Here is a 26,042-nt window from a genome sequence, read left to right as displayed (position 1 = left end):
AGGGCGCCTTTTTTGTCCGTAAGGACATTGTTTGATGACAGATTGGGAGTTCGTCATGAGTGCTTTTCACGACATCAATTTACGTGCCTTGGATGGCCAGGAATTGCCGCTCGCGCCCCTCAAAGGCAAGGTTGTGCTGGTGGTCAATGTCGCCTCGAAGTGCGGGCTCACCCCTCAATACGCAGGGCTTGAGAGCTTGTATCAGCACTACAAAGATCAAGGCTTCAGTGTGCTGGGGCTGCCGTGCAATCAGTTCGCCGGCCAGGAACCTGGCAGCGAAGACGAGATTAAAGAATTCTGCAGCCTCAACTACGGCGTCAGCTTTCCCCTGAGCAGCAAGCTCGAGGTGAACGGCCCTGGCCGCCACCCGCTGTACCGCTTGTTGGCGGGCGAGGGCGCAGAGTTTCCTGGCGACATCACCTGGAATTTCGAGAAGTTTCTGGTGGGGCAGGATGGGCGCGTGCTGGCGCGTTTCTCGCCGCGTACGCCGCCGGATGATCCGGCAATCGTTCAAGCCATCGAAAAAGCCCTGGCTTAATTACGACCTCCTGCGCGTCGGCCAGGCTGCGTTGCGTCCTCGCTTTTAATGCTCACGTACTTGAGTACGCTGCGCTTAAAGCTGCGGGGCGCCTTGCCTGGCTCGAGCGCAGAAGCTCGGAAGAAGCCTAAGAGCCTTTGTTACCCCTGATGTGCTTCGCGGTTGCCATTGCCACGGGCGGCGTTCAGTTCGTCCATTCCATCAAAGTCGAAATCACGGACTGGCTGGCCCTGCAATTGGGCGCGTTTGAGCTGGTATTCGTCGAACGACAAACCCTGACGACTCAAGTCTTCCAGCGCTTTCTGGTGCAGTTCCAGTGCGGTGTAAGGTTTCAGCTCCAGCATGGAGTGGCCTTGGCCAGCACAGCCGGTGAGTACGATGGCGGTTAATAGCAGGGCGATAGTCATTAAGCGGTTCATTGGAGCCTCCTATCGGCCCGGTGAGTGAGAGTGGGCTCAGACTATTACTCGCTCCGCTTTTGTTGAAATCGACCCGTTCAATAGCTGGTATCGACGAAACCGCCCCGTTACGAGTAGCGATGTATATCGGGATTTTCCGAAGCATTTGTAGGGCTTTATCACCCACATCAATGATGCTGTGCGGGACGAGACGACCGGTCATATGATCGGCGCCATGAATAACGCCACCTCGACTATCCGTCTCGACAAGCGCGATCTGATCCTCACCAAGGGCTCGGAAGTGATGCTGCGTCGCGGCTACCACGGCACCGGCGTACAAGAGATTGTGCAGGCCGCCGGTATTCCCAAGGGCTCGTTCTATCACTACTTCGCCAGCAAAGAAGACTTCGCTGTGCACGCGCTGGAGCATTTGTACGCGCCGCGTTTGCAGCGCTACGCCACGGCGTTGAGCAACCCGGCGCTAAGCCCGCGCGCACGCATTCTGAGTTTCTACGGCGAGCTGCTGAACCACTTCCGCCGCCAGGAAAAACCGCAGTACCACTGCTTTATTGGCAGCCTGAGTTTTGAAATGGCCGAGCCGTCGCAGCCCATTGGTTTGCAGGTGGAGAGCATTCTGCAGCGCTCGGTGGACATCCTCGCCGGGTGCTTACTGGAAGCGCGCGAGGCCGGTGAGCTGAGCGCCAGTACCGATTGCGTGGAGCTGGCGGAATTTATCGCCAACGCCTGGGAAGGCACGTTGATGCGCATGAAAGCCGGCGCCAACGCCGCGCCGCTGTCCGTTTTTCTGCACCAACTGGAGCGTCTGCTGACGCCCGTTTGATTCATCCAAAACCACTGCGCTGCCACGGCGGCGTAACCCGGATACCGTTAGGAGAACCGCATGACCGCTCTTGTGAAAGCCCTGTTCGAACCGTTCCGCCTTGGCGACCTGGAATTGCCGACTCGTGTAGTCATGGCGCCAATGACCCGTTCGTTTTCACCCGGCGGTGTACCTAACGAGGGCGTCATCGAGTACTACCGTCGCCGCGCTGCCGGCGGTGTGGGGCTGATCGTTACCGAGGGCACCACCGTCGGCCACCAAGCCTCGAACGGTTACCCGCATGTGCCGCGTTTCTTCGGGGAAGACGCCCTGGCTGGCTGGAAAAAAGTGGTTGCTGCCGTCCACGCTGAAGGCGGCAAGATTGTTCCGCAACTCTGGCACGTGGGCAGCGTTCGCCGCATTGGCACCGAGCCGGACGCCAGCGTTCCGGGCTACGGCCCAACCGGCAAAGTCAAAGACGGCGTTGAGGTTGTGCACGGCATGACCAAGCAAGACATCGCTGATGTCATTGCCGCCTTCGCCCAGGCCGCCAAAGACGCCCAGGCCATCGGCATGGACGGCGTGGAAATCCACGGCGCCCACGGCTACCTGATCGACCAGTTCTTCTGGGAAGGTTCGAACCAACGTGACGACGAATACGGCGGCAGCTTGGCCAACCGTTCGCGTTTCGCCATCGAGCTGATCAAGGCCGTACGCGCTGCCACCAGCCCGACGTTCCCGATCATCTTCCGTTTCTCGCAATGGAAGCAGCAGGACTACACCGCACGCTTGGTCACCACACCTGAAGCGCTCGGCGAATTTTTGCAGCCGTTGTCGGATGCCGGCGTGGATATTTTCCACTGCTCCACCCGCCGTTTCTGGGAGCCCGAGTTCGAAGGTTCCGACCTCAACCTGGCCGGCTGGACCCGCAAGCTCACCGGAAAACCGACCATCACCGTCGGCAGCGTGGGCCTGGATGGCGAATTTATGCAGTTCATGGTCAAGACCGACAAGGTCGCCCAGCCTGAGAAGCTCGACGCGTTGCTTGAGCGTTTGAACAAGCAGGAGTTCGACCTGGTAGCGGTCGGTCGTGCGCTGTTGGTTGACCCGGATTGGGCGGTAAAAGTACGCGACGGCCGTGAAGACGAAATTCTTCCGTTCAGCCGTGATGCGTTGACCAGCCTGGTGTGATGTTTCCCTTTGCGGTGCCTTGATGGCGCCGCACTTCAGGCCCCGCTTTTGGCGGGGCTTTTTTTTGTTTTGAGGGCTTCGTTTTCAGGGTTCGCGAGCAAGCTCGCTCCTACAGGCTGCACAACTTGTAGGAGCGAGCTTGCTCGCGAAGCTCTAAAAAAAACGGCGCCACATCAGGCGCCGTTTTTTCCGTTCGGAACAGTGATCAAACCGTCGCCGCAGACTCCACCTTACGCGGCGTCAACCCCAGCAACTCATTGCTGCGGGCGTTCACTTCGCGGTACAGCGTGGCGTCGGTTTCCAGCGCTTTTTCCCGAGCCGGGAAAATCGCTTTCAGCTTCTCAGCCCACGCAGCGTTCACTTGCTCAGGGAAGCAGCGCTCAATCAGTTCCAGCATGATCGACACGGTGACCGAAGCGCCAGGCGAAGCGCCCAGCAGGGCGGCGATGGTGCCGTCTTTGGCCGCGACCAGTTCGGTACCGAACTGCAAGATGCCGCCTTTTTTCGGGTCTTTCTTGATGATCTGCACGCGCTGACCGGCAATCTCCAAACGCCAATCCGAGGCCTTGGCCAGCGGGAAGAAACGCTTGAGCGACTCCATGCGTTGCTCGCTCGATTGCAGCACTTCGCTGATCAGGTACTTGGTCAGGTCGAAGTTGTCGCGTGCCACGGCCAGCATTGGGCCGAGGTTGCTCGGGCGAACCGAGAGGGGCAGGTCAAGGAACGAGCCGTGCTTGAGGAACTTGGTGCTAAAGCCGGCATAGGGCCCGAACAACAGCGATTTCTTGCCGTCGACCACGCGGGTGTCCAGGTGCGGAACCGACATCGGCGGCGAACCGACCGCTGCCTGGCTGTACACCTTGGCTTCGTGCTGTTTAACGATTTCCGGGTCGTCGCAACGCAGCCATTGGCCGCTGACCGGGAAGCCGCCGAAACCTTTGCCTTCCGGAATGCCGGACATCTGCAGCAACGGCAGGGCAGCGCCGCCGGCGCCGAGGAACACGAAGCGGGTGTCCACTTCGCGAGTGGCGCCCGACTGGGTGTTCTTGATGCTGACGCGCCAGCCTTTATCGGTGCGCTTGAGGCCGACAACCTTTTGGTTGTAGCTCACGCGGCAATCGCTTTGCTCGCCGAGAAATTTCAGCAGTTGCGTGGTCAGCGCGCCGAAGTTGACGTCGGTGCCGGACTCCACGCGGGTGGCGGCGACGGCTTCGTCGGCGGCACGGCCGGGCATCATCAGCGGCATCCACTCGGCCATTACGCCTTTGTCTTCGGTGTACTGCATGTCATCGAAGGCATGGTGTTTAACCATGGCAGCGTGGCGGGTTTTGAGAAATTGGATGCCCTTGTCGCCCTGTACGAAGCTCAGGTGCGGAATCGGGTTGATGAAGGCTTTCGGCGAACCGAAGTTGCCTTGCTGCATCAGGTGAGCCCAGAACTGTTTCGACACCTCGAATTGGGTGTTGATGTTCACGGCTTTTTTGATGTCCACCGAACCGTCGGCGGCTTCGGGGGTGTAGTTCAATTCACACAGACCGGCGTGACCGGTACCGGCGTTGTTCCAGGGGTTAGAGCTTTCGATGGCCCCTGACGCCTGCATTTCAGCGACTTCCAGCTTGATGCCGGGGTCGAGCTCTTTCAACAGCACGGCCAATGTCGCGCTCATGATGCCGGCACCTACCAGCAGCACATCGACAGCCTCGTAATCGTTTTGCGCCATTTGCTCGCCACACTCTTGTGAAGTTGTGAAACCGTTTTTTCACGTTCTTTTGGAAACGTGAACCTCAAAAGTTCAGGTGCCTTATGGCTACGATCTGCGCGCTTTTACACCCGTGCAGATAAGGTGCTGGAGCAAGGCAGAGAACGTGCAAAGGTCACGCGAAGTGGGCGACTCTCTGGGGCGGTGCTTGCTGATGCTGAGTACATCAGGGTAGCTGCGAGGCCCGAGCAGGAGACGTCCTTATAATCGGGGCGCGATTATAACGGTGAAATGACAAAAGTTGGTTTTTTAGCGTGACTTTTATTCACCCACCGGTCAGCCCACCAACGCTTGCGTGCGGTTTGCACGCGGGCCGACCGGTAGCGATTGGCCGCTGAACTGCCCTAAATCCTGCATTGCTGGAACCTCGCAAAGCCGGTTTTGTCTCAACCTTCAGCGCTGTCAGGCCGCCGCTGCGCTGGGTATACTGCGGCCACTTCAAGCGGCCCAACCGGGCGTTTCAACCCTTGTGGAGAGATGAGCATGCTGCACCGTCTGCTGTTAGGTCTGATCGCTGTAGCCAGCCTGGCGCTGGTTGGCTGTGCCCACAGCCCGCAACAACTGAGCCCCACCCCCAAACTCAACGGCAACCTCACGCCGGTCGGCCAAGGCCAGCCAGTTATTGTGCGTGTGGTTGACGGTCGTCCTTCGCCGATTCTCGGCACCCGTGGCGGTCTGTACCCGGAAACCAGCGCCATCAGCGTTGCCGGCGCCGATATCGTGCCCAAGCTGCAACAACAAGCCGAGGCCGCTGTTCGCCTGCTGGGTTTCACCCCGTCGCCAGGTGCAATGAACGCGCCGCAAATTACCCTCACCTTGGCCGACCTGAAATACCAATCGCCTAAAGAAGGTATGTACGTTACCGAAGCCAGCATCGGCGCGACCTTCCGTGTCGACGTACAAAACGCCACCCGCCGTTACAGCGGCCGCTACGGCGCCACCCTTGACCAGAAATTCGGCATGGCGCCAAACCAGGACACCAACACCAAGCTGGTCAGCGACGTGTTGAGCGATGCCCTGACGCGCTCCTTCAAAGATCCCACCATCGGCCAGGTACTATCTCAGTAAGCGTGGCGTTGAAACGAAAAAGCCCGGCTGATTAGCCGGGCTTTTTTATGCGCGCAACGCGCGCTCTGTGGGAGCGGCTTTAGCCGCGATGCTCTTGAAGCGCTATCGCGACCTCACCTCACCCACACAAACAATTACGCCCCTGCTGCTTGGCCTGGTACAGCGCGCTGTCGGCCCGTGCAATCAAACTCTGCAAGCTGTCGTTGGCGCGAATCTCGGCCAAACCGATGGAAATCGTCACGCCCGGCAGCACGCCCACGGGCGAGTAGAACGAACTCACCTGTTCTAGCGCCGCGCGCAGCCGTTCGCCAATGGCGCGGGCTTCGTCGGCGTTCATTTCCGGCAGCAAAATCACGAATTCCTCGCCGCCATAACGGGTCAGGCTGTCTTTGGGCCGCAACTGGTTGCGCAGGGTATGCGCCACCAGGCACAACGCGTAGTCGCCGGCCAGGTGACCGTGCTTGTCGTTGTAGGCCTTGAAGTGATCGACATCGAGCATCAACAGGCACATCGGCTGCCCGTTAAAGGCGCAGCGGGTGTTTTCCCGTTCGAAGATGTGTTCCAGCCAGCGCCGGTTGAAGGCGCCGGTGAGGGTGTCGACGTTGGCGTTTTGCTCGCTGTCGATAATGATCTGGTTGCCTTGGCGCACGCGCTCGCACAGCAGTTGCAGCAGGTTTTGCATCAGCTCCGGCGATTGCGCGAACAGGCTGAACAGTGACTCGCGGTGCAACCGCAGCACCAGGCAACGCTCGGCCGCGACCACATAAGCGGACGGGTGATCGTTGTCGATAAAGCTGATTTCGCCCACGCACTCGCCGGGCTGCAGGGTGCTGACGGCGGGGTTGTCCAGTGAGCCGAGGAATACTTTCAGTTCGCCTTCCAGCAACACGTACAGGTGCTGGTTACGGTCGAACGGGGAGAGGAGCACTTCCTCAGCGTCCAGTTCGAAGGCATGAAACTTTTCCAGCAGGCGCCCCAAGTTATGGGCCGCGACGTTCTGGAACAGACGCATGTCATGGATGGAATGCAGGTCGGCCTGCCACTGCGCGTTTTTCATCGCAATTGAAGCGTTCCGTGTGTGTGAACAATAGGGAATGGCATCGCGACGCGTCCTTTCGTAAGTGCGAAAACCCGATTTGCTGAACTGCCTGACGAGGCCCCGGTAGGCGCAGGCGATCATCATGTTCGCTGCGCCAGCGGCTGGCGTTTCGCCGTTTCAACGGGTTGGTGAAGACCCAGGTGAACCATAGCTGGCATGGCGGCGCCGTGCTGCTCAGCGGTTCACAGCCCGACAATAATTCTGAGTCTGCTACCGATTTTTCCGTTCACTGTTTATTTGGGTAGCCTCAGGCGCCGGCCACTACCTCGTAGCGAATCGAGTAGCCGGCCAGGCAATCGTCCACGGCTGCACGGCGCGCCGCGTCTGGTTCTTGCAGGTACACACGTGCCAATTGACCGTAACTGTCGTGGGCGCTCACCTCGACCCGCACTTGAGGGTCGATAGACCGTAGGTCGGCTTCAAATACCCGACGGATGGCGTCATAACGCAGCGTCGGTTTAAAGGTTTTGCCCACGGCAGTGAGCGGGATGGCGTCGATGATCCACACATCTTTGGGCACGGCGGCCCGTTCCGGAATATGCGCAGCGGCGTGGTTCATCAGTTCTTCAGCGCTCACCGTCGCGCCTGGAACTAACTGCACGTACACAACCGGCAGCTCACCCGCTTTCGCGCACGGCTTGCCGACGGCCGCGGCCAGCGCCACGGCAGGGTGCTTGTGCAAGGCTTCTTCGATCATTTGCGGGTCGATGTTATGGCCGCCGCGGATGATCAAATCTTTGCTGCGCCCGGTCAGCCAGATATACCCGTCCCCGTCGATGCGGCCCAGATCGCCTGTGTTGAACCAGTCGCCATCCACCCAAATGCCCGAATTCTTGTCGGCCTGCAGGTAGCCCTTGAAGACGGTGATGCCGCGCAGCACCAGATTGCCGATTTCATTCTCGGCGGCGTCGCGCAGGTAGTTGCCTTGCTCGTCGAGCACGGCGATTTTCACTTCGCAATACGGCATGCGAATGCCAATGGACCCCGGGCGACTTTCCCCCGCTGGCGGGTTGCCGCAGGTGCCGCAGGTGCCTTCGGTGAGGCCGTAACCCTCGATCAGCTTCAAGCCGGTTTTGCTTTCGAACTGGCGGATCAACTCCACCGGCATCGGCGCCGCGCCGCACAAGGCGTAACGCAAGCTCGACAAGTCATGGCCGGCGCTCGGCACCTGCAACAGGCCAGCGTAAATAGTCGGCACGCCACTGAAGAAGCTGACGCGGTATCGCTCGATGATTTTCCAGAAGTTCTGAATCAGGCTCGCGTTGCGATAGCCCTGCGGCGTGGCCAGCAGCACTTCGGCGCCGACATAAAACGGCGCCAGGCCGGTGACCATCACGCCGTTCACATGGAACAGCGGCAAGCCGCACAGCGTGACGTCGCTGGCATGCAAGTCGATGGCAAAGGCGAGAATCATCGCCATGGCCACTTCGTTGCGGTGCGTGTGCGGCGCCAGCTTTGGCGTGCCGGTGGTGCCGCCGGTGTGGAAGTACGAGGCGATGTCGTCCGGGCTAATGATGCGGCCGCTTTCCAGGTGATCGTCAGGGCAGTCGGCGATCAGCTCGTCAAAGTCGAGCACGCCCGCCGGCAAGCCGCCGCGCTGGGCTTTGATGCCGCTGCGCTGGGGCTCGGGAAGGTAATTGGCCATGTCCACGGTGACGATGTGCTTGAGCTCCGGCAACTGCTCGCGCAGGCCGGCGACTTTGTCCCACAGGTCGGTGCCGGGGAAGGGCGCCAGTGTCACCAGCACCTCGGAGTCTGAAGCGCGAATCAGCTCGGCGATGTGCTCGCTGTCGAGCAACGGGTTGATCGCGTTGACCACGCCCGCCGCTTCACCGCCCCACAAGGTGAAATGCGTATGGGGCAGGTTCGGCAGCAAGAACGACACCGCCTTGCCGGCCCGCACGCCCAGGCGGTGCAGGGCGTTAGCGGTTTGCGTGACCTTCGCGAACAACTCGCCATAACTGAGCCGATACGGCTGTTCTTCACTGTTGCCCTGCAACAAAAAGGTCAGTGCCGTGGCGTTCGGGTTGCGCGCTGCACTGCGTTGCAACACGGCGTAGGTGCTGGGCGCCATGTCGCGGTCTTGCAGCGCGATTTGCTCGATCGCCAGGGTGTCGCGCAACGAAGCGATAGCGGGAACTTGCGCGGGTTGATGAACAACGGCTTGGTTCATGTGCGGACCTTTTCTGCTGTGCGGGTTTCAGCCCAATCGCGCTGCCAGCCAAGTGCCGATATCGCGCACTTGCTGCGGCAACACTTCATGGCTCATGGGGTATTCCTGCCAGGTCACGGGCACGCCCTGCGCCTCGAGGCAGTCATGCGCAGCGCGGCCCATGGCCCGCTGCACGATGTCGTCAAACGTGCCATGCAAACAGTAAACCGGCAGTTGTTTTTTTGTATCCGCCAGCACCACGTCGGGGCTCAAGGTTGGCGAATAGGTGGACAACGCCAGCACGCCTCCGAGCGGCCCTTGCCAGCGCAGGAACGCGGCGTGATAGACCACCGCGCCGCCCTGAGAAAACCCGGCAAGGAAAATGCGCGAAGGGTCGATGCCGCCGTCGCGCTGCGTTTCGATCAGCTCAATCACCCGTTGCGCCGAGGCTTCGAGCTGTTCGTTGTTGATCGCCCGCGCCGGACTCATGGCCAGAATGTCGTACCAGCTCGGCATCGCATAGCCACCATTAATAGTCACCGCCTGGGTAGGCGCTTGCGGCAAGACAAAGCGCGTGCTGGTCAGTTGTTGCTGCAAGGCTTCGGCTACCGGCAGGAAGTCGAAGCGATCAGCGCCCAGGCCGTGCAGCCAAATAACGCACGCGTCTGCAGAAAGTGTGGGTTCGAGTATCAGATTTTCGTGCATGCTAGGCTCCAGTTCGGTGCGCATGCCCCGCTTCGGGGCGCCGCTTGAATGAGGGGTTGGTGTATCCGTTACGAACATGTCGCAAGGCTACAAGTTTTGCTCTTGACCTGCCTAATTCGGCCTTTTCAAGGGCGTGTGGCACGGGCTTTGCTATAGACGGATTAACCGGTTGCATGCCCCAATTTGGGTAACACTCCACCGTTTGCGTGGGCCAGCTCATGCAAAGTAGAGCGGCACGGTAAACGGGCAATCGCGTTACGCAGGAACAAACTAAAAAAAAGCCACGGGAAATTCTCAATAGATTCGCCGCGGGTCACTTCGGAAAAAGTGACTAAGCGAACGGGAAAATCCCCAACCCGCTTATTTCAGCAAACCCATGCGAAGAGTAAGCGGGGGGTGAGTTTTGGCCGATGGGGGCATCGCCAACTAGACTCGCTCCCAGGTCTGCACCCCGTTTCAACCGTCATCCGATGGACGAGCGTGCCTCAAAAGGGTACGGCGGTGGGGCCAAGACTCCAAACACAACAACAGCAACTGGAGGTTTTAATGAAGATGGTGAAATCCACCCTGGCTATCCTGACCGCAGCGACCATTCTTGGCGCCAGCGGCTTCGCTCAAGCGGGCGCGACTCTGGATAAGGTCAAGAAACAAGGCTTCGTTCAGTGCGGTGTAAGTGACGGTCTGCCGGGCTTCTCGGTTCCAGATGCCAAGGGTAACTATCAAGGTATCGACGTTGATATCTGCCGCGGTGTTGCTGCTGCCGTGTTGGGCGATGCATCGAAAGTGAAATACAGCCCGCTGACCGCCAAGGAACGCTTCACCGCGATCCAGTCAGGCGAAGTTGACATGCTGTCGCGTAACACCACCTGGACCAGCTCCCGCGACGCGGGCATGGGCCTGGTATTCACCGGCGTAACTTACTACGACGGTATCGGCTTCCTGGTTAACAAGAAGCTCGGCGTTTCCAGCGCCAAGGAACTCGACGGCGCGACCATCTGCATCCAGGCCGGTACCACTACCGAACTGAACGTGTCCGACTACTTCCGCTCGAACGGTCTGAAATACACCCCCATCACCTTCGACACCTCTGACGAAAGCGCCAAGTCGCTGGAAGCCAGCCGTTGCGACGTGCTGACCTCCGACCAATCGCAGCTCTATGCTCAGCGCATCAAGCTGGCCCAACCAAACGACTACGTGGTTCTGCCGGAAGTGATTTCCAAAGAGCCTTTGGGCCCAGTCGTGCGTAAAGGCGACGAAGAGTGGTTCAGCATCGTTAAGTGGACCCTGTTCGCCATGCTCAACGCTGAAGAAGCAGGCGTGACCTCGAAGAACGTTGAAGCCGAAGCCAAAGGCAGCAAGAACCCGGACGTTCTGCGTCTTCTGGGTGCTGACGGCGAATACGGCAAAGACCTGAAACTGCCGAAAGACTGGGCAGTACAGATCATCAAGCAAGTGGGTAACTACGGCGAAGTGTTCGACCGCAACGTCGGCGCGGGCAGCGAGCTGAAAATCGAACGCGGCCTGAACGCGTTGTGGAACAAAGGCGGCCTGCAGTACGCACCTCCGGTTCGTTAACAGGCTGTCAGCCGTCTGACCGGGTGCGCTCGGTCAGGTGGACGGCCCAGTGATTGCTTTGCGGTCACTGGGCTTTTCCGTTTCAACGTTCCTGGGGCACTCACTCCATGCAAAAACAAATCGGCACTTCGCGGGGCTTTTCGCTAAGCGACCCACGGTTCCGTGCCTGGCTATTTCAGATCATCACCATTGTGGCGGTGGTCTCAATGGGCTGGTTTCTGTTCGATAACACGCAAACCAACCTGCAACACCGGGGCATTACCTCGGGTTTTGGCTTCCTGGAAAACAGTGCCGGCTTCGGTATTGCCCAGCACCTGATCAGCTACACCGAGTCGGACACCTACGCACGGGTGTTTGTGATCGGTCTGCTCAACACCTTGCTGGTATCGGCCATCGGTATCGTGTTCGCCACGATTCTGGGCTTTATCCTCGGTGTGGCGCGGCTGTCGTCGAACTGGATGGTCAGCAAGCTGGCCACTGTTTATATCGAGACCTTCCGTAATATTCCGCCGCTGCTGCAGATTCTGTTCTGGTACTTCGCGGTGTTGCTGCCTTTGCCGGGGCCACGCAACAGCCTGAATATCGCCGACAGTTTCTTCCTCAGTAACCGTGGCTTGTACATGCCCGAGGGCACCATGGCCGACGGCTTCTGGGCCTTTGCCGTGGCGCTGTTACTGGCCATCGTCGGCACCGCGCTGATGGTGCGTTGGGCCAACAAGCGTTTCGAAGCCACAGGCGTGCCGTTTCACAAGTTCTGGGCTGGCCTGGCGATCATGCTGGTGATTCCCGCCTTGAGCGTGGTGATTTTCGGCGCTCCTGTGCACTGGGTTGCACCGGCACTCAAAGGCTTCAACTTCGTGGGTGGCTGGGTAATGATCCCCGAGCTGCTGGCGCTGACCATCGCCCTGACCGCTTATACCGCCGCGTTTATCGCGGAAATTGTGCGTTCGGGCATCAAGTCGGTAAGCCACGGCCAGACCGAGGCGGCTCATTCCCTGGGCCTGCGCAACGGTCCGACGCTGCGCAAGGTGATCATCCCGCAAGCCCTGCGCGTGATCATTCCGCCGCTGACCAGCCAATACCTGAACCTGGCGAAAAACTCCTCGTTGGCGGCCGGTATCGGCTACCCCGACATGGTTTCGCTGTTTGCCGGCACGGTGCTCAACCAGACCGGACAGGCCATCGAAGTAATTGCCATCACCATGAGCGTGTACTTGGCCATCAGCATCAGCATTTCCCTGCTGATGAACTGGTACAACAAGCGCATTGCGTTGATCGAACGGTGAGGAAAGGCGCATGACGACTCATACTTTCAAACCCGACATGCCACCGCCGCGCAAAAGCGTCGGCGTAGTGGCGTGGATGCGGAGCAATCTGTTCTCCAACTGGCTCAATACACTGCTGACGCTGTTCGCCGTGTACCTGATCTGGTTGATCGTGCCGCCGCTGCTGAGCTGGACGATTTTCGACGCCAACTGGATTGGCACCACCCGCGCTGACTGCACCAAGGAAGGCGCGTGCTGGGTGTTTATCCAACAGCGTTTCGGTCAGTTCATGTACGGCTTCTACCCCACCGAATTGCGCTGGCGTGTAGACGCCACCGTATGGCTGGCGATCATTGGCGTGGCGCCGTTGTTCATCAATAAATTCCCACGCAAAGCTGCCTACGGCATCGGCTTCCTGATCGTTTACCCGCTGGTGGCCTACTGGCTGTTGCACGGCGGTTACTTCGGCCTGGAAAACGTCGCCACCAGCAAATGGGGTGGCCTGATGCTGACCCTGGTTATCGCCACGGTCGGTATTGCCGGTGCGTTGCCGCTGGGCATTCTGCTGGCGCTGGGACGGCGTTCTAACCTGCCGGCGATTCGAGTGGTCAGCGTGACCTTCATCGAATTCTGGCGCGGCGTGCCATTGATCACGGTGCTGTTTATGTCCTCGGTGATGCTGCCGTTGTTCCTGCCAGAAGGCATGAGCTTCGACAAGCTGCTGCGGGCGCTGATCGGCGTGATCCTGTTCCAGTCTGCTTATGTGGCGGAAGTGGTGCGCGGTGGTCTGCAAGCCATTCCCAAAGGTCAGTACGAGGCGGCTGCCGCCATGGGCCTTGGCTACTGGCGCAGCATGGGCCTGGTGATTCTGCCGCAAGCCCTGAAGATGGTGATTCCCGGCATCGTGAACACCTTCATCGCGCTGTTCAAAGACACAAGCCTGGTGATCATCATCGGCCTGTTCGACCTGCTCAACAGTGTCAAACAAGCGGCCGCCGACCCCACTTGGTTGGGCATGGCCACCGAGGGCTACGTGTTTGCGGCCTTGGTGTTCTGGATTTTCTGTTTCGGTATGTCCCGCTACTCCATGCACCTGGAGCGCAAGCTGGACACAGGCCACAAGCGTTAGGAGTCGATTAAATGAGCGAAGCGATCAAACAGCCTGTGAGCCCTGAAGGCATTATCCAAATGCAGGGCGTGAACAAATGGTACGGCCAGTTTCACGTACTCAAAGACATCAACCTGAACGTGCAACAGGGCGAGCGTATCGTGCTGTGCGGGCCGTCAGGCTCGGGCAAGTCGACCACCATTCGTTGCCTCAACCGTCTGGAAGAACACCAACAGGGCCGCATCGTCGTCGACGGCGTGGAACTGACCAACGACCTCAAGCAGATCGAAGCGATCCGTCGTGAAGTCGGCATGGTGTTCCAGCACTTCAACCTGTTCCCGCACCTGACCATTCTGCAGAACTGCACCCTGGCGCCGATGTGGGTCCGCAAAATGCCCAAGCGCCAGGCCGAAGAAATCGCCATGCACTACCTGGAGCGCGTACGCATTCCGGAGCAGGCGCATAAATACCCGGGCCAGCTCTCGGGTGGTCAGCAACAGCGCGTCGCCATCGCCCGTGCCCTGTGCATGAAACCGAAAATCATGTTGTTCGACGAACCCACTTCCGCCCTCGACCCCGAGATGGTGAAAGAGGTGCTCGACACCATGATCGGCCTGGCTGAAGACGGCATGACCATGCTCTGCGTAACCCACGAAATGGGCTTTGCCCGCACCGTGGCCAACCGCGTGATCTTCATGGACAAAGGCGAGATCGTTGAACAAGCCGCGCCTAACGACTTCTTCGACAACCCGCAAAGCGACCGTACCAAGCTGTTCCTGAGCCAGATCCTGCACTAGTAGGGGATGGGTCAGAAAAAGGAGCCGTGAGGCTCCTTTTTTTGTGGGCGTTGAATCGTCCTGGGCGGCGTCGGCTGCGCCTTATTGCAAATGATCCAGCAACCGCAGCGCCGCCTGTTGGCCGCTCAACCAAGCGCCTTCAACGCGCCCGGACAAGCACCAGTCGCCGCACACGTACAAGCCCAGGTCTGCGTCCACCAGCGAGCCCCATTCATGGCTGCTGGCCGGTCGTGCGTACAGCCAGCGGTGGGCGAGGGTGAATGCCGGTGCCGGTACGGCGCAGCCGATCAACTCGGCAAAGGCGCCGTGCAGGTGTTCGATGGCTTCTTCCTTGGTGAGATCCAGGTGCTGTCGGCTCCACGCACTGCTGGCATGCAGCACCCAAGTATCCATCACGGTTTCGCGGCCGGGTTTGCTGCGGTTGCGGGCCAGCCAGTCGAGCGGGCCTTCGCGCACGAAGCAGCCTTCGACCGGGGTATCCAGCGGTTCGGAGAACGCGAGGGAAACCGCCCAGGTGGGGTCCATGGCGACGCTGGCAGCAGCGCCGGCCAGTTTCGGGGCGGAGGCGAGTAAGCCACTGGCTTGGGAAGCAGGGGTGGCGATGATCACCTGGCTGAACGGGCCATGCACTTGGCCTTCGGCATCTTGCAGGCTCCAGTGCTCGGGGCCACGGAACACTTCGGTAATGCGGCAGGAAAATTTCACCGGCAGGGCGCCAAGCATCGCGCGGGTAATGGCGCTCATGCGCGGCGTGCCGACCCAGCGAACTTGCTCATCCGGCGAGGCACCCAACACGCCGTTGCTGAAGGTGTACAAGCTGGGCGTCCACTCGGCCACCCAACCACGGGCCTGCCATTGGTGTACGGCGTCGATGAAGCGGCGGTCGCGGGCAGTGAAATATTGCGCGCCCATGTCCAGCGCGCCGGCATCGCTGCGCTTGCTGGCCATGCGGCCGCCGCTGCCCCGGCTTTTATCGAACAGTTGAACGCTAAGACCTGCCTCGTGCAGGGTTTGTGCGGCAGAAAGACCGGCAATGCCGGTGCCAATAATGGCAATGGGGAAACTCATGTCTGACCTCTAAATTCGCAAACTGGGCTAACGCTCTCCTGGTTTGGCCATTGGCGTGAACAAGCATCAGGCGATGACCGGGCATGGGGCAGCGCAACGGTCATCGGGTGTGCTTTTGCGGGGACTTCTCCTCGCTCTGATTCGCGGATTGGCCACAGGTTCGAAAGGCCTGTGTGCTTGTGTTAGGTATAGAACGCTTAAACAGCAGACGCCTGCTCTGTTTGTCGCTTGGCGAACGACAGATTCGCTATTAATCAGTGCAATAGCCATGACCGATTTTGCAATTTCATGTGTTTGCGCGATGCTGTGCGCCGTTTGTTCATAACCGCTCCGCTTTGCTAAGGAATATGCATGACCGATCACGCCTTGCTTCTGGTCAACCTTGGCTCACCGGCCTCGCCGCAGGTGGCCGATGTACGCAGCTACCTCAATCAATTTCTGATGGACCCGTACGTAATCGACCTGCCATGGCCGATTCGTCGACTGCTGGTGTCGCTCATTCTGATCAAGCGTCCTGAGGCTTCCGCTGAAGCCTACGGCTCGATCTGGTGGGAAGGCGGCTCGCCGCTCATTGTGCTGAGCCAACGTCTGCAAGCAGCGATGAAAAACACCTGGAAACACGGCCCGGTCGAACTCGCCATGCGCTATGGCGAGCCGTCGCTGGAAAACGTTCTAACGCGCCTGGCTAAACAGGGCATCAAGAAAGTCACCCTGGCGCCGCTGTACCCGCAGTTCGCCGACAGCACCGTGACCACCGTGATCGAAGAGGCTAAGCGCGTGGTCAGTGAGCACAAGCTGACGTTGGAATTCGCCACGCTGCGACCGTTCTATGCCGAACCGATTTATATCGACGCGCTGGTGGCCAGCGCCAAGCCTTATCTGGAGCAAGGTTTCGACCATTTGCTGCTGAGCTTCCACGGCTTGCCGGAAAGCCATATCCGCAAGCTGGTACGCAATCCCAAACACGATCTACGTGCGCCGGACAGCAAGGGCGTGAGCGACGAGATCATGGCGTTCTGTTACCGCAGCCAATGCCAGCGCAGCGCCGAGGCGTTCGCCGAGCGGATGGGCTTAAAGCCGGGGCAGTGGTCGGTGTCGTTTCAGTCGCGCCTGGGCGCCAATAAGTGGATCGAACCGTACACCGAAGCGCGCCTCGATGAACTGGGCAAGCAGGGCGTGAAAAAACTGCTGGTGATGTGCCCGGCCTTTGTTTCCGACTGCATCGAAACCCTCGAAGAAATCGGCATTCGTGGCGAAGAGCAATTCAAGGAAGCCGGCGGCGAAGAATTGGTGCTGGTGCCGTGCGTCAACGATCACCCGCAATGGGTTGAAGCGCTGAACACCTTGTGTGAAAACGCGCCCGCAGGCCTGGGAAACCCGTTGAAATCGTAACAGCGCTTTACCGCTTTGCCCCAAGCCCCGCCTTTGCGGGGCTTTTTTATGCGGGCTCGAAGAACATTCCGTAAACGCGGTGGGTCATTCGGAATCATCGTCGCAAACCTGATTGCAGCCACATCGAACTGCATCAACAAAAGCCGTTTCCAAAGCACCCAAAAGTATGAGTTTTGCCGGCCGTTTTGCCCGGTCAATCACCCCAAAGTACCAATGCCAGACGGCCTGACTGGCAGGTCATTCGCCAACGCCTTTACGCTGCATTCGCTAGGCTGATAACGACCAAAACCACCCCCTGTTGCGGCTACTCTGCGAGCACTTTCAACGGCCGCGCGTTGCACTGGCAGCGCCGAAGGAGACCATGGTGCATAACAACAATAATGCCGGCTATCCCTCCAGCCTCCGCGCTTGGGGCACCGTCACGATTCTGATGGTGGCGTACGTTCTGTCGTTTATCGACCGGCAGATTCTTAACCTGCTGGTGGGCCCGATCCGCCGCGATCTGGAAATCAGTGACACGCAAATGAGCCTGCTGATGGGCTTGTCGTTTGCGCTGTTCTACACCATCTGCGGCATTCCCCTGGGACGCCTGGCCGACACCAAAAGCCGTCGCGGCCTGATCGCCGTCGGCGTGTTGTTCTGGAGCGCGATGACCGCCGCCTGCGGCATGGCGCGTCTGTATTGGCAGTTCCTGCTGTGCCGCATCGGCGTGGGCGTAGGCGAGGCCGCGTTGTCGCCGGCGGCGTATTCGCTGATTGCCGACAGCTTCCCCAGCGACCGTCGCGCCACCGCCATCAGCGTGTATTCGATGGGCGTTTATCTGGGCTCTGGCCTGGCGTTTCTGCTCGGCGGCTTGGTCATCAAATTCGCGTCGGCGCAAGGCGATGTGGTGTTGCCGGTGATCGGCGAAGTGCGGCCGTGGCAGCTGATCTTCCTGCTGCTGGGCGCGGCCGGCGTGGTGTTTACCTTGTTGATGCTCGCCGTGCGTGAGCCGGCTCGTCGTGGTGTAGGCGCCGGTGTGGCCGTGCCGCTGGCCGAGGTGGGGCGCTACATCCGTGCCAACCGCACCACCGTGATCTGCCACAACTTCGGTTTTGCCGGTCTGGCCTTCGCCGGCTACGGCAGCGCCGCGTGGATTCCGACGTTCTACATCCGCACCTACGGCTGGGACGCCGGCCATGTGGGCGTGGTGTACGGCAGCATCGTGGCGGTGTTCGGCTGCCTGGGCATCGTGTTCGGCGGGCGCCTGGCGGATTGGATGAGCAAGCGCGGCCGTACCGACAGCAACATGCGCGTCGGCCTTATTGCCGCACTCGGCGCATTGCCCTGCGTGCTGGCGTTCCCGCTGGCCAGCACCGGCAATATCGCCTCGGTGATGATGGCGCCTGCGGTGTTCTTCCTCAGCATGCCCTTCGGCGTCGCCCCGGCCGCGATTCAAGACATCATGCCCAACTCCATGCGCGGACAGGCGTCGGCGATTTACCTGTTCGTCATCACCTTGATCGGCCTGGGCGTGGGGCCAACAGCGGTGGCCTTGGTGACCGACTACGCGTTCGCCAACGACAACGACCTCAAATACTCGCTGCTGATCGTCACCACCGTGGCGGTGCTGTTCTCGGTGGCGTTGCTGGCCAAAGGGTTGAAGCCGTATCGGGCGAGTGTTGAGCGCTTGAAAGGCTGGTCGGCAGAGTCGTCGGTGGACGTGGTTGGGGTTCCGGCCAAGGCTTGATTGCTTGCTGGGCCCATCGCGGCTAAAGCGGATCGCCGCGCGGCCGCTCCTACGGATCGCACAAATCCTGTAGGAGCGGCTTTAGCCGCGATGCTTTTTGCGCGTCAAACCCAGGTATTCAATTCCAACGCCAGCTTCGAAGTCAGCCGCAGGTATTGCTCGCTGGCTTTGTTAAGAAACACCTGGCCGTCCATGGTCAATTCACGGCTCTGTTTGCCGGCTGTTTCGTAGCGGTAGAGCGTTTGCTCGTCTTGCCGATGCAGGCACTGATAACGCTGGGTTCGCGGTTGTACGGTGAAGGTGAGCATGTCGACAAACGCCACCCGCACCTCTGCGCTCTGGCCAACTTCCAAAGGGCAGCGCTGCAGGATCGGCGTGTGGGTAAAGGGCGTGGTGGACAGCATCACGTGCTGGCACTCGTTGAGGTCGTTGCGCGGTTCGCCGTTGAGCGTCCAGCCGCCGTGAACGTCGTGCTCAAGAGTCAGGGTGCGCTGCCCGAGGTTGTCGACCTTCAGCCATAGCCGGCGAAAGCGCCAAGCTGGGTCGAAGGCCAGCACATACGTGGCGGCGATGCTGTTGCCACGTACGCTCTGAATCAGGTGGCTGCTGGCATGAATGCCGTTTTCGTCCTGACGCAGGCGCAGGTTTTCCACGCCGGGGTTGAGCCAGGGTTTCCACACGAGGGTTTGTTGCATCGAGGTAGGCTGCATCCGTGCATATCCAGAAATGAACGGTGGGGCGCTGGCGTGCTGCCGCAGGGCACCGTCCATGGTGAACCGGCGAGCAGAATAGACGGATGTTTCTGTGATGTATGTAAGAGTTTTGCTACATCAATTGAATTTTCTGCGACGCGCTAGGCCTTGCGCTTGAGCGGTTGCTGCTCGAAATTCACGCCGCCGAGGCCAGTGTCCATCAACGCGCGAATGTTGCCGTGGTCACTGCCGGTTGGCGTGGCCAACACGCTGCGGTAATGCTCACCAAACGCGCGCAAGGTTTCTTCCAGATTCAGCCCTTCGAGCAGTGCCAATCCTAGGGTTTTGCACGAGCCTTCGTTCTGCCCGCTGGCGTTGTTCTGGTTGCCGTTCACGAACGCGCTGGGCTGGTAGTCGTAATGCTCGGCGATGAACGCCAGGGTGCTGGCGAACAGGTGCTGGTCGCTGCGCAAGGCGGCGCGAAAATCAGACAGTGACATTACTTGTGACCCTTGTTGAACGCCGCTTGCTGATCGCCGCTGGCTTCTTTCTGGTATTTGCTTTTCCACTCGCTGTACGGCATGCCGTACACCTCTTCGCGCGCCTGATCGATGGTCACCGGCAGACCCACGTCGTCGGCGGCGGCCTTGTACCACTTCGACAGGCAGTTGCGGCAGAACCCGGCCAGGTTCATCAGCTCGATGTTTTGTACATCGGTGCGGTCGCGCAGGTGCTGAACCAATTGGCGAAAGGCGGCGGCTTCGAGTTCGATCTGTTCTTGCTCGGTCATGGCAACGTACTCCGAGAACGTGCGAAAGGGTGAAGGGCGGAACGGCGCGATGATAGAAGCGCCACGCCCGCACTTCAATGCGGGCGCGAGGCCATCCGGATAAACAGCGCGCGGGTTAACGGTGACCGGCGAGGGTGATCGACACCGATTCGGCAAAACGCAGGGCATGCAGCTTGTCGACTTCCACTTCGGCATAGCGCACGGCTGGGTGGGCCATCACCAAGTCGAGCAGTTCCTGAGTCAGGCGCTCGAGCAGGGCGAAGCGATTGTTCTCGACGTGGGCAATGATCGCTTTGGTGATGGTGCGGTAGTTCAGCGCGTGTTCGATGTCGTTGACCTGCACCGCGTCTACCGCCGGGTAAAGGATGGTCAGGTTGATCAACACGTCCTGCTTGTTATCGATTTCTTCCTGCTTGATCCCAATGTAGGTGCGAAGGCGCAGGTCTTTGACCTTGATGCGCGCCATTCCAGGCTCCAGTCGCGGCATAGCGGTGTACTCCATCGAATCGGTTTACTTCAAGTGCCGGCCGCCGTTGACGCTCAGGGTGGTGCCGGTGACGTAGGGGTTGTAGAGCAGATAACGCAGGCTTTGATAGATGACCTGAGCGCCGGGTTCGATACCCAGCGCCGATTTGGCCAGGGATTTGGCGCGGTACTCGGCGTCGTCGCCCTCGTTGAACAGAATCAGTGCCGGGGCGATGCCGTTGACCTTGATCGCCGGCGCGTACTTGGCGGCGAACGACAACGTCAGGCTTTCCAGCCCCGCCTTGCTGGCGCAGTAGGCCAGGTGTTTGGCGCTGCCTTTGTGCGTGACATCGTCGCTGATGTGCACGATGTCCGCCGGGCTCGCCTGGCGCAGCAAGTCGGCGCAATGCAGGTTGATCAGGTAAGGCGCGAGCATATGCACGCTGAACATCTGCTGGAAAATCGCTGCCTCATCGCCCGGCGTTTCCGCCAGCCATTGCGAAGCGTTGTGCACGATGGCACGCAGGCTCGAGGTGTGTTTTTTCAGCTCGGCGACAAAGGCCAGAATGTTGGCTTCGCTGGAGAAATCCGCCTCAATGGCAACCGCCCCGCGCGCGCGCAAACGCTGCACGCTGGGGCGTTCCTGGCGGTAGGTGATGATCAGTGGATGGCCGTCATCCAGTAGGCGTTCGGCGCAATACAGGCCGACGCGTTGGCCGGCACCGGTCAGCAGAATGGGGGCAGAAACAGGCATGGGCAGCTCGTTGGCAGACAGGCCCGGCAACGTTAACCCAGTCTGCCTCCCGGCACAAAACGCGGCGCGGTGCTTACTTCGCGCCGCTGGCCAAGCCCGGTTCGCTAACGGCCGGCAGCGCCTTGCGTTTATGCAGCCACGGCGCTAGCAGGCGAGTGGAGAGGGGAATGAACCAGTAGGTCATCAGCGGCGTAAGCGCCAGGGTGCTGAGCAGAATGCGCACGGCCAGCGGCAGCTCACTCAGAAGCCCGCCAAAAATCAGATTAAACGCCAGCGACACCGGAAAAAACGCCAGCCAGATCGCCACGCTTTGCTTCCACCGGGGCACGTTTCGACTGGCGCTGCCAAACCAGGCGTCGATGCCCTGAACGCGGTGCTCCAACGGCTGTGCGAACAGCCCTTGACCGCGTTGCAGCCAGGCGCGGCGTGAGGCGGAGTGTTCCCAACTGGCGAGCAGGTCGGCATCGGCGAAGCGGAATACGATTTGGAATTCGTCATCGTCGGGCGGCGGGGCCAGCACGCCAGAGCCGAGATAACCGGGGAAGTCGGTGGCCAGTTGCTCACCTTCACGCAGCCACAGCATGAAGTCTTGATAGCGCTCGCGCGGCACGCGGCGGGCCACCATCAGGGTGACGGGGGAAGCAGACATTATGTATCTCCTCAAAACCGTGCCGCCGCTTGGGTAAAGCCTTGGCAAAAAAGCGCCCCAGGGTGGCGGGGCGTTATGGCGCGAAGAATAGTGGGTTTGCCGGGTGATTTGCCAGCAAAGATGCGGACTAGAGCGGGCAGCTCGTCAGATCGCCGGCGCCTTGGCGACCGGGTTGAGCAGGCGATGCTGCTGATAGATGTACTGGCGCAGCCGCTCGCTGTGCTCGGTTTTGCGTCCGCTCAGGCGGTACGCCACCAAGCGTTGATCGGTACGGCGAGCAAGGATGCCTTGCAGGCGAAGTGGCTCGGCGCCCGATTGCGGCAGCCACATCGTAAAACTGTTCGGCACCACCTGATGGCGCACTTCCACCAGCAAACCGGTGGTGGAAACACTGTGCAGCCACATGCCGCTGGGGTTGCCGTGTTCGTCCACCAATTCCACGGCCGGCTCAAGGTTCAAGCGCCATGGCCGTTCGGAAGGGCCTTGCTCGATCACCTGCGGCTCGCCGATTTCCAGGCTCATGCTGTGAAATTCGTCTTCCACCAATTGCAGCGGGAACGTCACGCGCTCGCCGTTGAAGTGGGCTTCGATGGTCAATTGATCGCTGGCCGCCAGGCGCGTAAGCAAGGCTTTGGTTTGCGTGCCACCGTCCACACGCAAACTCGGGGTTTGCACAGGACCCGGCGGCCGCGCAGGCGCTTGCAGGTCCTGGAGAAACTCCAATTCCTCGCTCGTCAGAATTCGGGGGTCTTGCATGGTAGATGCTCCAGTACTGCTAACGGGCAACTAGGAGGGCCAGGTGCGTCGGTGGTGGGACAACGCCATATAGGCTTTATTAGTGAAACCGTGGCATTTTCCGACAAGCGGCAGCAGAGCGTCGGTTATTGAGCCTTTTACCGACGTTCGAATCCGATCGCTGCAAGGCTCAGGCATAATAGCCGGCGTTTTTTTCAGCCTGCTAACGGAGCGAATAAATGAAAGTTGCGATCTTGTCCGGCTCGGTGTTTGGCACCGCTGAAGAAGTGGCCCGCCACGCTGAAACGTTGCTCAAGGCCGCTGGCTTCGAAACCTGGCATAACCCGCGCGCCACGCTGGATGACCTCAAAGCCTTTGCCCCCGATGCCTTTCTGGGCGTGACGTCCACCACCGGTATGGGCGAGCTGCCCGACAACCTGCAACCGCTGTACTACGCCATTCGCGACGAACTGCCGAACTGGCGCGGCCTACCGGGCGCTGTGATTGCCCTGGGCGACGCCAGCTATGGCGACACGTTCTGTGGCGGCGGTGAGCAAATGCGGGAATTGTTTGCCGAGTTGGGCCTTCGCGAAGTGCAACCAATGCTGCGCCTGGATGCCAGCGAGAGCGTGACGCCGGAGACGGATGCCGAGCCGTGGTTGGCGGGGTTTGTTGAGGCGCTAAAAAGCTAAAAACCCTCTCCCCAGCCCTCTCCCGCAAGCGGGCAGAGGGGGCAGACCGAGCTATTTGCCTAAACCTTGATTAACCCCCCTCTGCCCGCTCGCGGGAGAGGGGCTGGGGGAGAGGGCCTGCTGTTCCTCATTCACGCCTGACCCACAAGGCCACTAAGCTGGCTGCCAGAGCGACTATCGCCCCCGCCATCCCTCGCTAGACTCACCGGCACTGAAAACAAAAACAACCGAGGTGACCGCCGTGACCGCTGCGCAAATCAAATCCGTACCGAACGTCAAAGATCAGGTGTCCGCCGCCGAATGGCAGGCCCGTGTCGACCTCGCGGCCTGCTACCGCCTTATTGCGCTGCACGGCTGGGACGACCTTATCTTCACCCACATCTCGGCCAAGGTGCCGGGCACCGAAGAATTCCTCATCAACCCGTTTGGCTTGATGTTCCATGAGATCACCGCCTCCAGCCTGGTAAAGGTTGACCTCGACGGCGTGAAGAAGATGGACAGCCCCTACGAAATCAACCCGGCCGGCTACACCATCCACAGCGCCGTGCACGAAGTGCGTCACGACGTCGGTTGCGTGATCCACACCCACACCGCAGCTGGTATCGCCGTGTCGGCGCAGAAGCAAGGGTTGTTGCCGCTGTCGCAGCAGTCGCTGTTCGTGCTGTCGAGCCTGTCGTATCACGGCTACGAAGGCGTAGCGCTGAACCATGAAGAGAAAGCACGCCTGCAAGCCGATCTTGGCGAAAGCAATTTCATGATTCTGCCTAACCACGGCCTGATGACTTGCTCGTCCAGCATCGCTGACGCCTTCCTGATGATGTTCACCTTGCAGCGCGCCTGCGAAGTGCAAGTGATGGCGCAAAGCGGCGGCGCCGAGTTGATCCACATTCCGCAGCAAATTCTCGACGGCGCCAAAGCCATGGTGCAGGGCGTGATGAAAACCTCCCAAGGCATGGGCGGCTCGCTGGCGTGGCCGGCGCTGTTGCGCAAACTGGATCAACAAAATCCGGGCTACGGCGCGTGATGACGCCGGCTCTCGCCGGCATTCCCCTGCGCGACTGGCGCGCGCAGGCGAAGAGCCTGACGTTTGAAGGCCACAAAATTGCCTATTGGACGGCGGGGCGCGGCGAGCCGTTGCTGCTGATCCACGGCTTTCCCACCGCGAGCTGGGACTGGCATTACCTGTGGAACACCCTCGCGCAGCAGTACCAGGTGATCGCCTGCGACATGCTCGGCTTTGGCGATTCGGCCAAACCCCGAGGCCACGATTACCGATTGGTGCAACAGGCCGATATCCAACAGGCGCTACTGCGCCAGTTGAACATCGACGCGGCGGTGCATGTGCTGGCCCATGACTACGGCGACAGCGTGGCGCAGGAATTAGTAGCCCGGCACCACGAAGGGCGAATTCGCCTGGCCTCGTGCGTGTTCCTCAACGGCGGCTTGTTCCCGGAAACCCATCGCCCGGTGCTGGTGCAAAAACTGCTGTTGAGTCCGCTCGGGCCGCTGATCGGCCGGATGTTTGGTCGGCAGAAGTTGGCGGAAAGTTTCGCCAAGGTTTTCGGGCCCAACACCCAGCCTAGCGAGCAGGAACTGGACGACTTCTACAGCCTGATCGCCCACAACAACGGCCCGGCGGTGATGCACCGTTTGATTCACTACATTCCCGAGCGCCGGCAACAGCGCGACCGTTGGGTGACAGCGATGCAGAAAGGCGGTTTGCCGCTGCGGGTGATTGATGGCGCGGTGGACCCGATTTCCGGCGCTCATATGGTGGCGCGCTACCGCGAGCTGATTCCGCAACCGGACACCGTGCTGCTCGAAGGCATTGGCCATTACCCGCAAACCGAGGCGCCGGCGCAGGTGTTGCAGCATTACCAAGCTTTTCGCGCCGCCCTCGCTGGAGCTGCTGTAGCCTAGCCGCTGACGTTTAGCGGGAGGCACTATGCGCAAGGCAGCGATGTTCACGGTGATGCTTTTATTGGGCGGCTGCGCAGGCAGCGCGCCCACTGAGCAGGCGCCGCTATTTGAAGGCTGGTATGCCCAACAGCCGCTGGGTAATCCGCAGTTCGCGCCGGGGCTCTGGCCGTTGCTGGCCAGTCGCGCCAATTTTCCAGTAAACGACGCGCCGGCCACCGCTGGCCTGGTTCAGCTGCACATAGACGCCGACCAACAGCTCACCGCACGCCTGCATCGTGAAGGCCGCTGCGTCGGGCAACTGAGCATTGCCGGTCATCTCGACGGCACCCAGTACCAATTTTCCGACAGCGACTTCAACGGCATTCCGGTTATCGCCTGGGGCCACAACGCGCGTGACGTAACGCTCGCACTGAGCGCCCCCGAGCAACTGGCCGCTACGGTGCACACCAGCAGTTTCGGCATGTTCCTGATCATTGCCGGCGGCGCGCCAGACCGCGATGTCACCTATCGCTACACCCGCGTTGAGCCGCCCGCCGTCGTCTCGCCAACCTGTCCGGCCCCCGCGCCAGGTCGGCAGTGAGCGGCGCGAATCATGCCCTACCGTTATTGCGCGCCATTCAGCCCCGGCCGCTTTTCTTGTGGCCACCGCCGCGCTCCGCGACACTCGGCGCCATCGCATGT

General features: G+C 60.3%; 27 protein-coding genes. 14 read left to right on the top strand and 13 right to left on the bottom strand.

Annotated features, from left to right (window positions below):
• Positions 1 to 55 precede the first annotated feature (55 nt).
• The gene (locus tag ACZZ0Q_RS18615) at positions 56 to 538 is read left to right on the top strand and encodes a glutathione peroxidase (RefSeq protein ID WP_463541251.1); all 483 of its coding nucleotides are present in this window, start codon (positions 56 to 58) and stop codon (positions 536 to 538) included.
• 140 nt (positions 539 to 678) lie between these two features.
• On the opposite strand, the gene ACZZ0Q_RS18610 is transcribed toward ACZZ0Q_RS18615, so the two are convergent.
• The gene (locus ACZZ0Q_RS18610; RefSeq protein WP_463541252.1) at positions 679 to 957 is read right to left on the bottom strand and encodes a hypothetical protein; all 279 of its coding nucleotides are present in this window, start codon (positions 955 to 957) and stop codon (positions 679 to 681) included.
• A 214-nt stretch (positions 958 to 1,171) separates the two neighbouring features.
• On the opposite strand from ACZZ0Q_RS18610, the gene ACZZ0Q_RS18605 reads away from it, so the two are divergent.
• Together ACZZ0Q_RS18605 and ACZZ0Q_RS18600 are read left to right on the top strand one after the other, a co-directional pair.
• The gene (locus ACZZ0Q_RS18605; protein ID WP_463381841.1) at positions 1,172 to 1,777 is read left to right on the top strand and encodes a TetR/AcrR family transcriptional regulator; all 606 of its coding nucleotides are present in this window, start codon (positions 1,172 to 1,174) and stop codon (positions 1,775 to 1,777) included.
• Positions 1,778 to 1,837: 60 nt separating this feature from the next.
• Positions 1,838 to 2,947, top strand: a complete 1,110-nt coding sequence (locus tag ACZZ0Q_RS18600) for an NADH:flavin oxidoreductase (protein ID WP_463560839.1) — start codon at positions 1,838 to 1,840, stop codon at positions 2,945 to 2,947.
• A 205-nt stretch (positions 2,948 to 3,152) separates the two neighbouring features.
• Here ACZZ0Q_RS18600 and mqo read toward each other — a convergent pair whose 3' ends face one another.
• Positions 3,153 to 4,667, bottom strand: coding sequence for a malate dehydrogenase (quinone) (gene mqo / locus ACZZ0Q_RS18595; RefSeq protein ID WP_122492827.1), 1,515 nt, complete (start codon positions 4,665 to 4,667; stop codon positions 3,153 to 3,155).
• A gap of 522 nt (positions 4,668 to 5,189) precedes the next feature.
• Between mqo and ACZZ0Q_RS18590 the strand changes: the two genes are divergently transcribed.
• A complete protein-coding gene (locus ACZZ0Q_RS18590; protein ID WP_463541253.1) occupies positions 5,190 to 5,774 on the top strand; it encodes a YajG family lipoprotein in 585 nt (194 codons plus the stop codon).
• Between the two features lie 118 nt (positions 5,775 to 5,892).
• Here ACZZ0Q_RS18590 and ACZZ0Q_RS18585 read toward each other — a convergent pair whose 3' ends face one another.
• The 3 genes from ACZZ0Q_RS18585 to ACZZ0Q_RS18575 form a co-directional block, all read right to left on the bottom strand.
• Positions 5,893 to 6,831, bottom strand: coding sequence for a GGDEF domain-containing protein (locus tag ACZZ0Q_RS18585; RefSeq protein ID WP_463541254.1), 939 nt, complete (start codon positions 6,829 to 6,831; stop codon positions 5,893 to 5,895).
• A gap of 289 nt (positions 6,832 to 7,120) precedes the next feature.
• Positions 7,121 to 9,046, bottom strand: coding sequence for an acyl-CoA synthetase (locus ACZZ0Q_RS18580; RefSeq protein WP_463560837.1), 1,926 nt, complete (start codon positions 9,044 to 9,046; stop codon positions 7,121 to 7,123).
• 27 nt (positions 9,047 to 9,073) lie between these two features.
• Positions 9,074 to 9,730, bottom strand: coding sequence for an alpha/beta hydrolase (locus tag ACZZ0Q_RS18575; protein ID WP_463541255.1), 657 nt, complete (start codon positions 9,728 to 9,730; stop codon positions 9,074 to 9,076).
• 546 nt (positions 9,731 to 10,276) lie between these two features.
• Here ACZZ0Q_RS18575 and ACZZ0Q_RS18570 point away from each other — a divergent pair.
• From ACZZ0Q_RS18570 to ACZZ0Q_RS18555, 4 genes are all read left to right on the top strand, one after another.
• On the top strand, positions 10,277 to 11,305 hold the full coding sequence (locus ACZZ0Q_RS18570; protein ID WP_122492822.1) for an amino acid ABC transporter substrate-binding protein: 1,029 nt from the start codon (positions 10,277 to 10,279) through the stop codon (positions 11,303 to 11,305).
• 107 nt (positions 11,306 to 11,412) lie between these two features.
• Positions 11,413 to 12,591: an amino acid ABC transporter permease gene (locus tag ACZZ0Q_RS18565; protein ID WP_463541256.1), complete on the top strand. Its 1,179-nt coding sequence runs from the start codon at positions 11,413 to 11,415 to the stop codon at positions 12,589 to 12,591.
• Between the two features lie 10 nt (positions 12,592 to 12,601).
• Positions 12,602 to 13,699 (top strand): amino acid ABC transporter permease, encoded by a 1,098-nt coding sequence (locus ACZZ0Q_RS18560; protein WP_463541257.1) that lies wholly within the window; start codon positions 12,602 to 12,604, stop codon positions 13,697 to 13,699.
• 11 nt (positions 13,700 to 13,710) lie between these two features.
• Entirely contained in the window at positions 13,711 to 14,475 is a 765-nt protein-coding gene (locus ACZZ0Q_RS18555) for an amino acid ABC transporter ATP-binding protein (protein ID WP_122452069.1), read from the top strand.
• 81 nt (positions 14,476 to 14,556) lie between these two features.
• Here ACZZ0Q_RS18555 and ACZZ0Q_RS18550 read toward each other — a convergent pair whose 3' ends face one another.
• Positions 14,557 to 15,543 (bottom strand): NAD(P)/FAD-dependent oxidoreductase, encoded by a 987-nt coding sequence (locus ACZZ0Q_RS18550; RefSeq protein ID WP_463560835.1) that lies wholly within the window; start codon positions 15,541 to 15,543, stop codon positions 14,557 to 14,559.
• Positions 15,544 to 15,894: 351 nt separating this feature from the next.
• On the opposite strand from ACZZ0Q_RS18550, the gene hemH reads away from it, so the two are divergent.
• Positions 15,895 to 16,935, top strand: a complete 1,041-nt coding sequence (hemH, locus tag ACZZ0Q_RS18545) for a ferrochelatase (protein WP_463541258.1) — start codon at positions 15,895 to 15,897, stop codon at positions 16,933 to 16,935.
• 364 nt (positions 16,936 to 17,299) lie between these two features.
• On the top strand, positions 17,300 to 18,664 hold the full coding sequence (locus ACZZ0Q_RS18540) for a spinster family MFS transporter (protein ID WP_463541259.1): 1,365 nt from the start codon (positions 17,300 to 17,302) through the stop codon (positions 18,662 to 18,664).
• 104 nt (positions 18,665 to 18,768) lie between these two features.
• Here ACZZ0Q_RS18540 and ACZZ0Q_RS18535 read toward each other — a convergent pair whose 3' ends face one another.
• The 7 genes from ACZZ0Q_RS18535 to ACZZ0Q_RS18505 form a co-directional block, all read right to left on the bottom strand.
• Complete coding sequence (locus ACZZ0Q_RS18535; RefSeq protein ID WP_463541260.1) at positions 18,769 to 19,359, bottom strand: putative glycolipid-binding domain-containing protein; 591 nt, start codon at positions 19,357 to 19,359, stop codon at positions 18,769 to 18,771.
• A 158-nt stretch (positions 19,360 to 19,517) separates the two neighbouring features.
• Positions 19,518 to 19,856, bottom strand: coding sequence for a HopJ type III effector protein (locus ACZZ0Q_RS18530; protein ID WP_463541261.1), 339 nt, complete (start codon positions 19,854 to 19,856; stop codon positions 19,518 to 19,520).
• Complete coding sequence (locus tag ACZZ0Q_RS18525) at positions 19,856 to 20,146, bottom strand: DUF1244 domain-containing protein (protein ID WP_122492816.1); 291 nt, start codon at positions 20,144 to 20,146, stop codon at positions 19,856 to 19,858. The genes ACZZ0Q_RS18530 and ACZZ0Q_RS18525 overlap by 1 nt, the downstream gene beginning before the upstream one ends.
• Positions 20,147 to 20,261: 115 nt before the next feature.
• Positions 20,262 to 20,633 carry a dihydroneopterin triphosphate 2'-epimerase gene (folX, locus tag ACZZ0Q_RS18520; RefSeq protein WP_122452064.1) on the bottom strand — a complete coding sequence of 124 codons (372 nt, stop codon included), beginning with the start codon at positions 20,631 to 20,633 and terminating at the stop codon, positions 20,262 to 20,264.
• A gap of 24 nt (positions 20,634 to 20,657) precedes the next feature.
• A complete protein-coding gene (gene folM, locus ACZZ0Q_RS18515; RefSeq protein ID WP_463541262.1) occupies positions 20,658 to 21,365 on the bottom strand; it encodes a dihydromonapterin reductase in 708 nt (235 codons plus the stop codon).
• A 73-nt stretch (positions 21,366 to 21,438) separates the two neighbouring features.
• A complete protein-coding gene (locus ACZZ0Q_RS18510; RefSeq protein ID WP_463541263.1) occupies positions 21,439 to 22,014 on the bottom strand; it encodes an antibiotic biosynthesis monooxygenase in 576 nt (191 codons plus the stop codon).
• A gap of 144 nt (positions 22,015 to 22,158) precedes the next feature.
• A complete protein-coding gene (locus tag ACZZ0Q_RS18505; RefSeq protein WP_463541264.1) occupies positions 22,159 to 22,770 on the bottom strand; it encodes a hypothetical protein in 612 nt (203 codons plus the stop codon).
• 218 nt (positions 22,771 to 22,988) lie between these two features.
• On the opposite strand from ACZZ0Q_RS18505, the gene ACZZ0Q_RS18500 reads away from it, so the two are divergent.
• The 4 genes from ACZZ0Q_RS18500 to ACZZ0Q_RS18485 all read left to right on the top strand — a co-directional run bounded on the left by ACZZ0Q_RS18500 (position 22,989) and on the right by ACZZ0Q_RS18485 (position 25,941).
• Entirely contained in the window at positions 22,989 to 23,441 is a 453-nt protein-coding gene (locus ACZZ0Q_RS18500; RefSeq protein ID WP_463541265.1) for a flavodoxin, read from the top strand.
• A gap of 256 nt (positions 23,442 to 23,697) precedes the next feature.
• Positions 23,698 to 24,465, top strand: a complete 768-nt coding sequence (locus ACZZ0Q_RS18495; RefSeq protein WP_463542291.1) for a class II aldolase/adducin family protein — start codon at positions 23,698 to 23,700, stop codon at positions 24,463 to 24,465.
• Positions 24,465 to 25,361, top strand: a complete 897-nt coding sequence (locus tag ACZZ0Q_RS18490; RefSeq protein WP_463541266.1) for an alpha/beta fold hydrolase — start codon at positions 24,465 to 24,467, stop codon at positions 25,359 to 25,361. Before ACZZ0Q_RS18495 ends, ACZZ0Q_RS18490 begins: the two co-directional genes overlap by 1 nt.
• 25 nt (positions 25,362 to 25,386) lie before the next feature.
• Positions 25,387 to 25,941 carry a hypothetical protein gene (locus ACZZ0Q_RS18485; protein ID WP_463541267.1) on the top strand — a complete coding sequence of 185 codons (555 nt, stop codon included), beginning with the start codon at positions 25,387 to 25,389 and terminating at the stop codon, positions 25,939 to 25,941.
• Positions 25,942 to 26,042 lie beyond the last annotated feature (101 nt).

The sequence above is a fragment of the Pseudomonas sp. AC070 genome, assembly GCF_979258635.1.
This window is presented reverse-complemented; position numbering and strand designations above follow the sequence as displayed.

What these genes read in the sequence shown, in the direction of transcription:
- ACZZ0Q_RS18615 (WP_463541251.1), top strand. Translation starts at nt 56, where the DNA reads ATGAGTGCTTTTCACGACATCAATTTACGTGCCTTGGATGGCCAGGAA.
- ACZZ0Q_RS18610 (WP_463541252.1), bottom strand. Translation starts at nt 957, where the DNA reads ATGAACCGCTTAATGACTATCGCCCTGCTATTAACCGCCATCGTACTC.
- ACZZ0Q_RS18605 (WP_463381841.1), top strand. Translation starts at nt 1,172, where the DNA reads ATGAATAACGCCACCTCGACTATCCGTCTCGACAAGCGCGATCTGATC.
- ACZZ0Q_RS18600 (WP_463560839.1), top strand. Translation starts at nt 1,838, where the DNA reads ATGACCGCTCTTGTGAAAGCCCTGTTCGAACCGTTCCGCCTTGGCGAC.
- mqo (WP_122492827.1), bottom strand. Translation starts at nt 4,667, where the DNA reads ATGGCGCAAAACGATTACGAGGCTGTCGATGTGCTGCTGGTAGGTGCC.
- ACZZ0Q_RS18590 (WP_463541253.1), top strand. Translation starts at nt 5,190, where the DNA reads ATGCTGCACCGTCTGCTGTTAGGTCTGATCGCTGTAGCCAGCCTGGCG.
- ACZZ0Q_RS18585 (WP_463541254.1), bottom strand. Translation starts at nt 6,831, where the DNA reads ATGAAAAACGCGCAGTGGCAGGCCGACCTGCATTCCATCCATGACATG.
- ACZZ0Q_RS18580 (WP_463560837.1), bottom strand. Translation starts at nt 9,046, where the DNA reads ATGAACCAAGCCGTTGTTCATCAACCCGCGCAAGTTCCCGCTATCGCT.
- ACZZ0Q_RS18575 (WP_463541255.1), bottom strand. Translation starts at nt 9,730, where the DNA reads ATGCACGAAAATCTGATACTCGAACCCACACTTTCTGCAGACGCGTGC.
- ACZZ0Q_RS18570 (WP_122492822.1), top strand. Translation starts at nt 10,277, where the DNA reads ATGAAGATGGTGAAATCCACCCTGGCTATCCTGACCGCAGCGACCATT.
- ACZZ0Q_RS18565 (WP_463541256.1), top strand. Translation starts at nt 11,413, where the DNA reads ATGCAAAAACAAATCGGCACTTCGCGGGGCTTTTCGCTAAGCGACCCA.
- ACZZ0Q_RS18560 (WP_463541257.1), top strand. Translation starts at nt 12,602, where the DNA reads ATGACGACTCATACTTTCAAACCCGACATGCCACCGCCGCGCAAAAGC.
- ACZZ0Q_RS18555 (WP_122452069.1), top strand. Translation starts at nt 13,711, where the DNA reads ATGAGCGAAGCGATCAAACAGCCTGTGAGCCCTGAAGGCATTATCCAA.
- ACZZ0Q_RS18550 (WP_463560835.1), bottom strand. Translation starts at nt 15,543, where the DNA reads ATGAGTTTCCCCATTGCCATTATTGGCACCGGCATTGCCGGTCTTTCT.
- hemH (WP_463541258.1), top strand. Translation starts at nt 15,895, where the DNA reads ATGACCGATCACGCCTTGCTTCTGGTCAACCTTGGCTCACCGGCCTCG.
- ACZZ0Q_RS18535 (WP_463541260.1), bottom strand. Translation starts at nt 19,359, where the DNA reads ATGCAACAAACCCTCGTGTGGAAACCCTGGCTCAACCCCGGCGTGGAA.
- ACZZ0Q_RS18530 (WP_463541261.1), bottom strand. Translation starts at nt 19,856, where the DNA reads ATGTCACTGTCTGATTTTCGCGCCGCCTTGCGCAGCGACCAGCACCTG.
- ACZZ0Q_RS18525 (WP_122492816.1), bottom strand. Translation starts at nt 20,146, where the DNA reads ATGACCGAGCAAGAACAGATCGAACTCGAAGCCGCCGCCTTTCGCCAA.
- folX (WP_122452064.1), bottom strand. Translation starts at nt 20,633, where the DNA reads ATGCCGCGACTGGAGCCTGGAATGGCGCGCATCAAGGTCAAAGACCTG.
- folM (WP_463541262.1), bottom strand. Translation starts at nt 21,365, where the DNA reads ATGCCTGTTTCTGCCCCCATTCTGCTGACCGGTGCCGGCCAACGCGTC.
- ACZZ0Q_RS18510 (WP_463541263.1), bottom strand. Translation starts at nt 22,014, where the DNA reads ATGTCTGCTTCCCCCGTCACCCTGATGGTGGCCCGCCGCGTGCCGCGC.
- ACZZ0Q_RS18505 (WP_463541264.1), bottom strand. Translation starts at nt 22,770, where the DNA reads ATGCAAGACCCCCGAATTCTGACGAGCGAGGAATTGGAGTTTCTCCAG.
- ACZZ0Q_RS18500 (WP_463541265.1), top strand. Translation starts at nt 22,989, where the DNA reads ATGAAAGTTGCGATCTTGTCCGGCTCGGTGTTTGGCACCGCTGAAGAA.
- ACZZ0Q_RS18490 (WP_463541266.1), top strand. Translation starts at nt 24,465, where the DNA reads ATGACGCCGGCTCTCGCCGGCATTCCCCTGCGCGACTGGCGCGCGCAG.
- ACZZ0Q_RS18485 (WP_463541267.1), top strand. Translation starts at nt 25,387, where the DNA reads ATGCGCAAGGCAGCGATGTTCACGGTGATGCTTTTATTGGGCGGCTGC.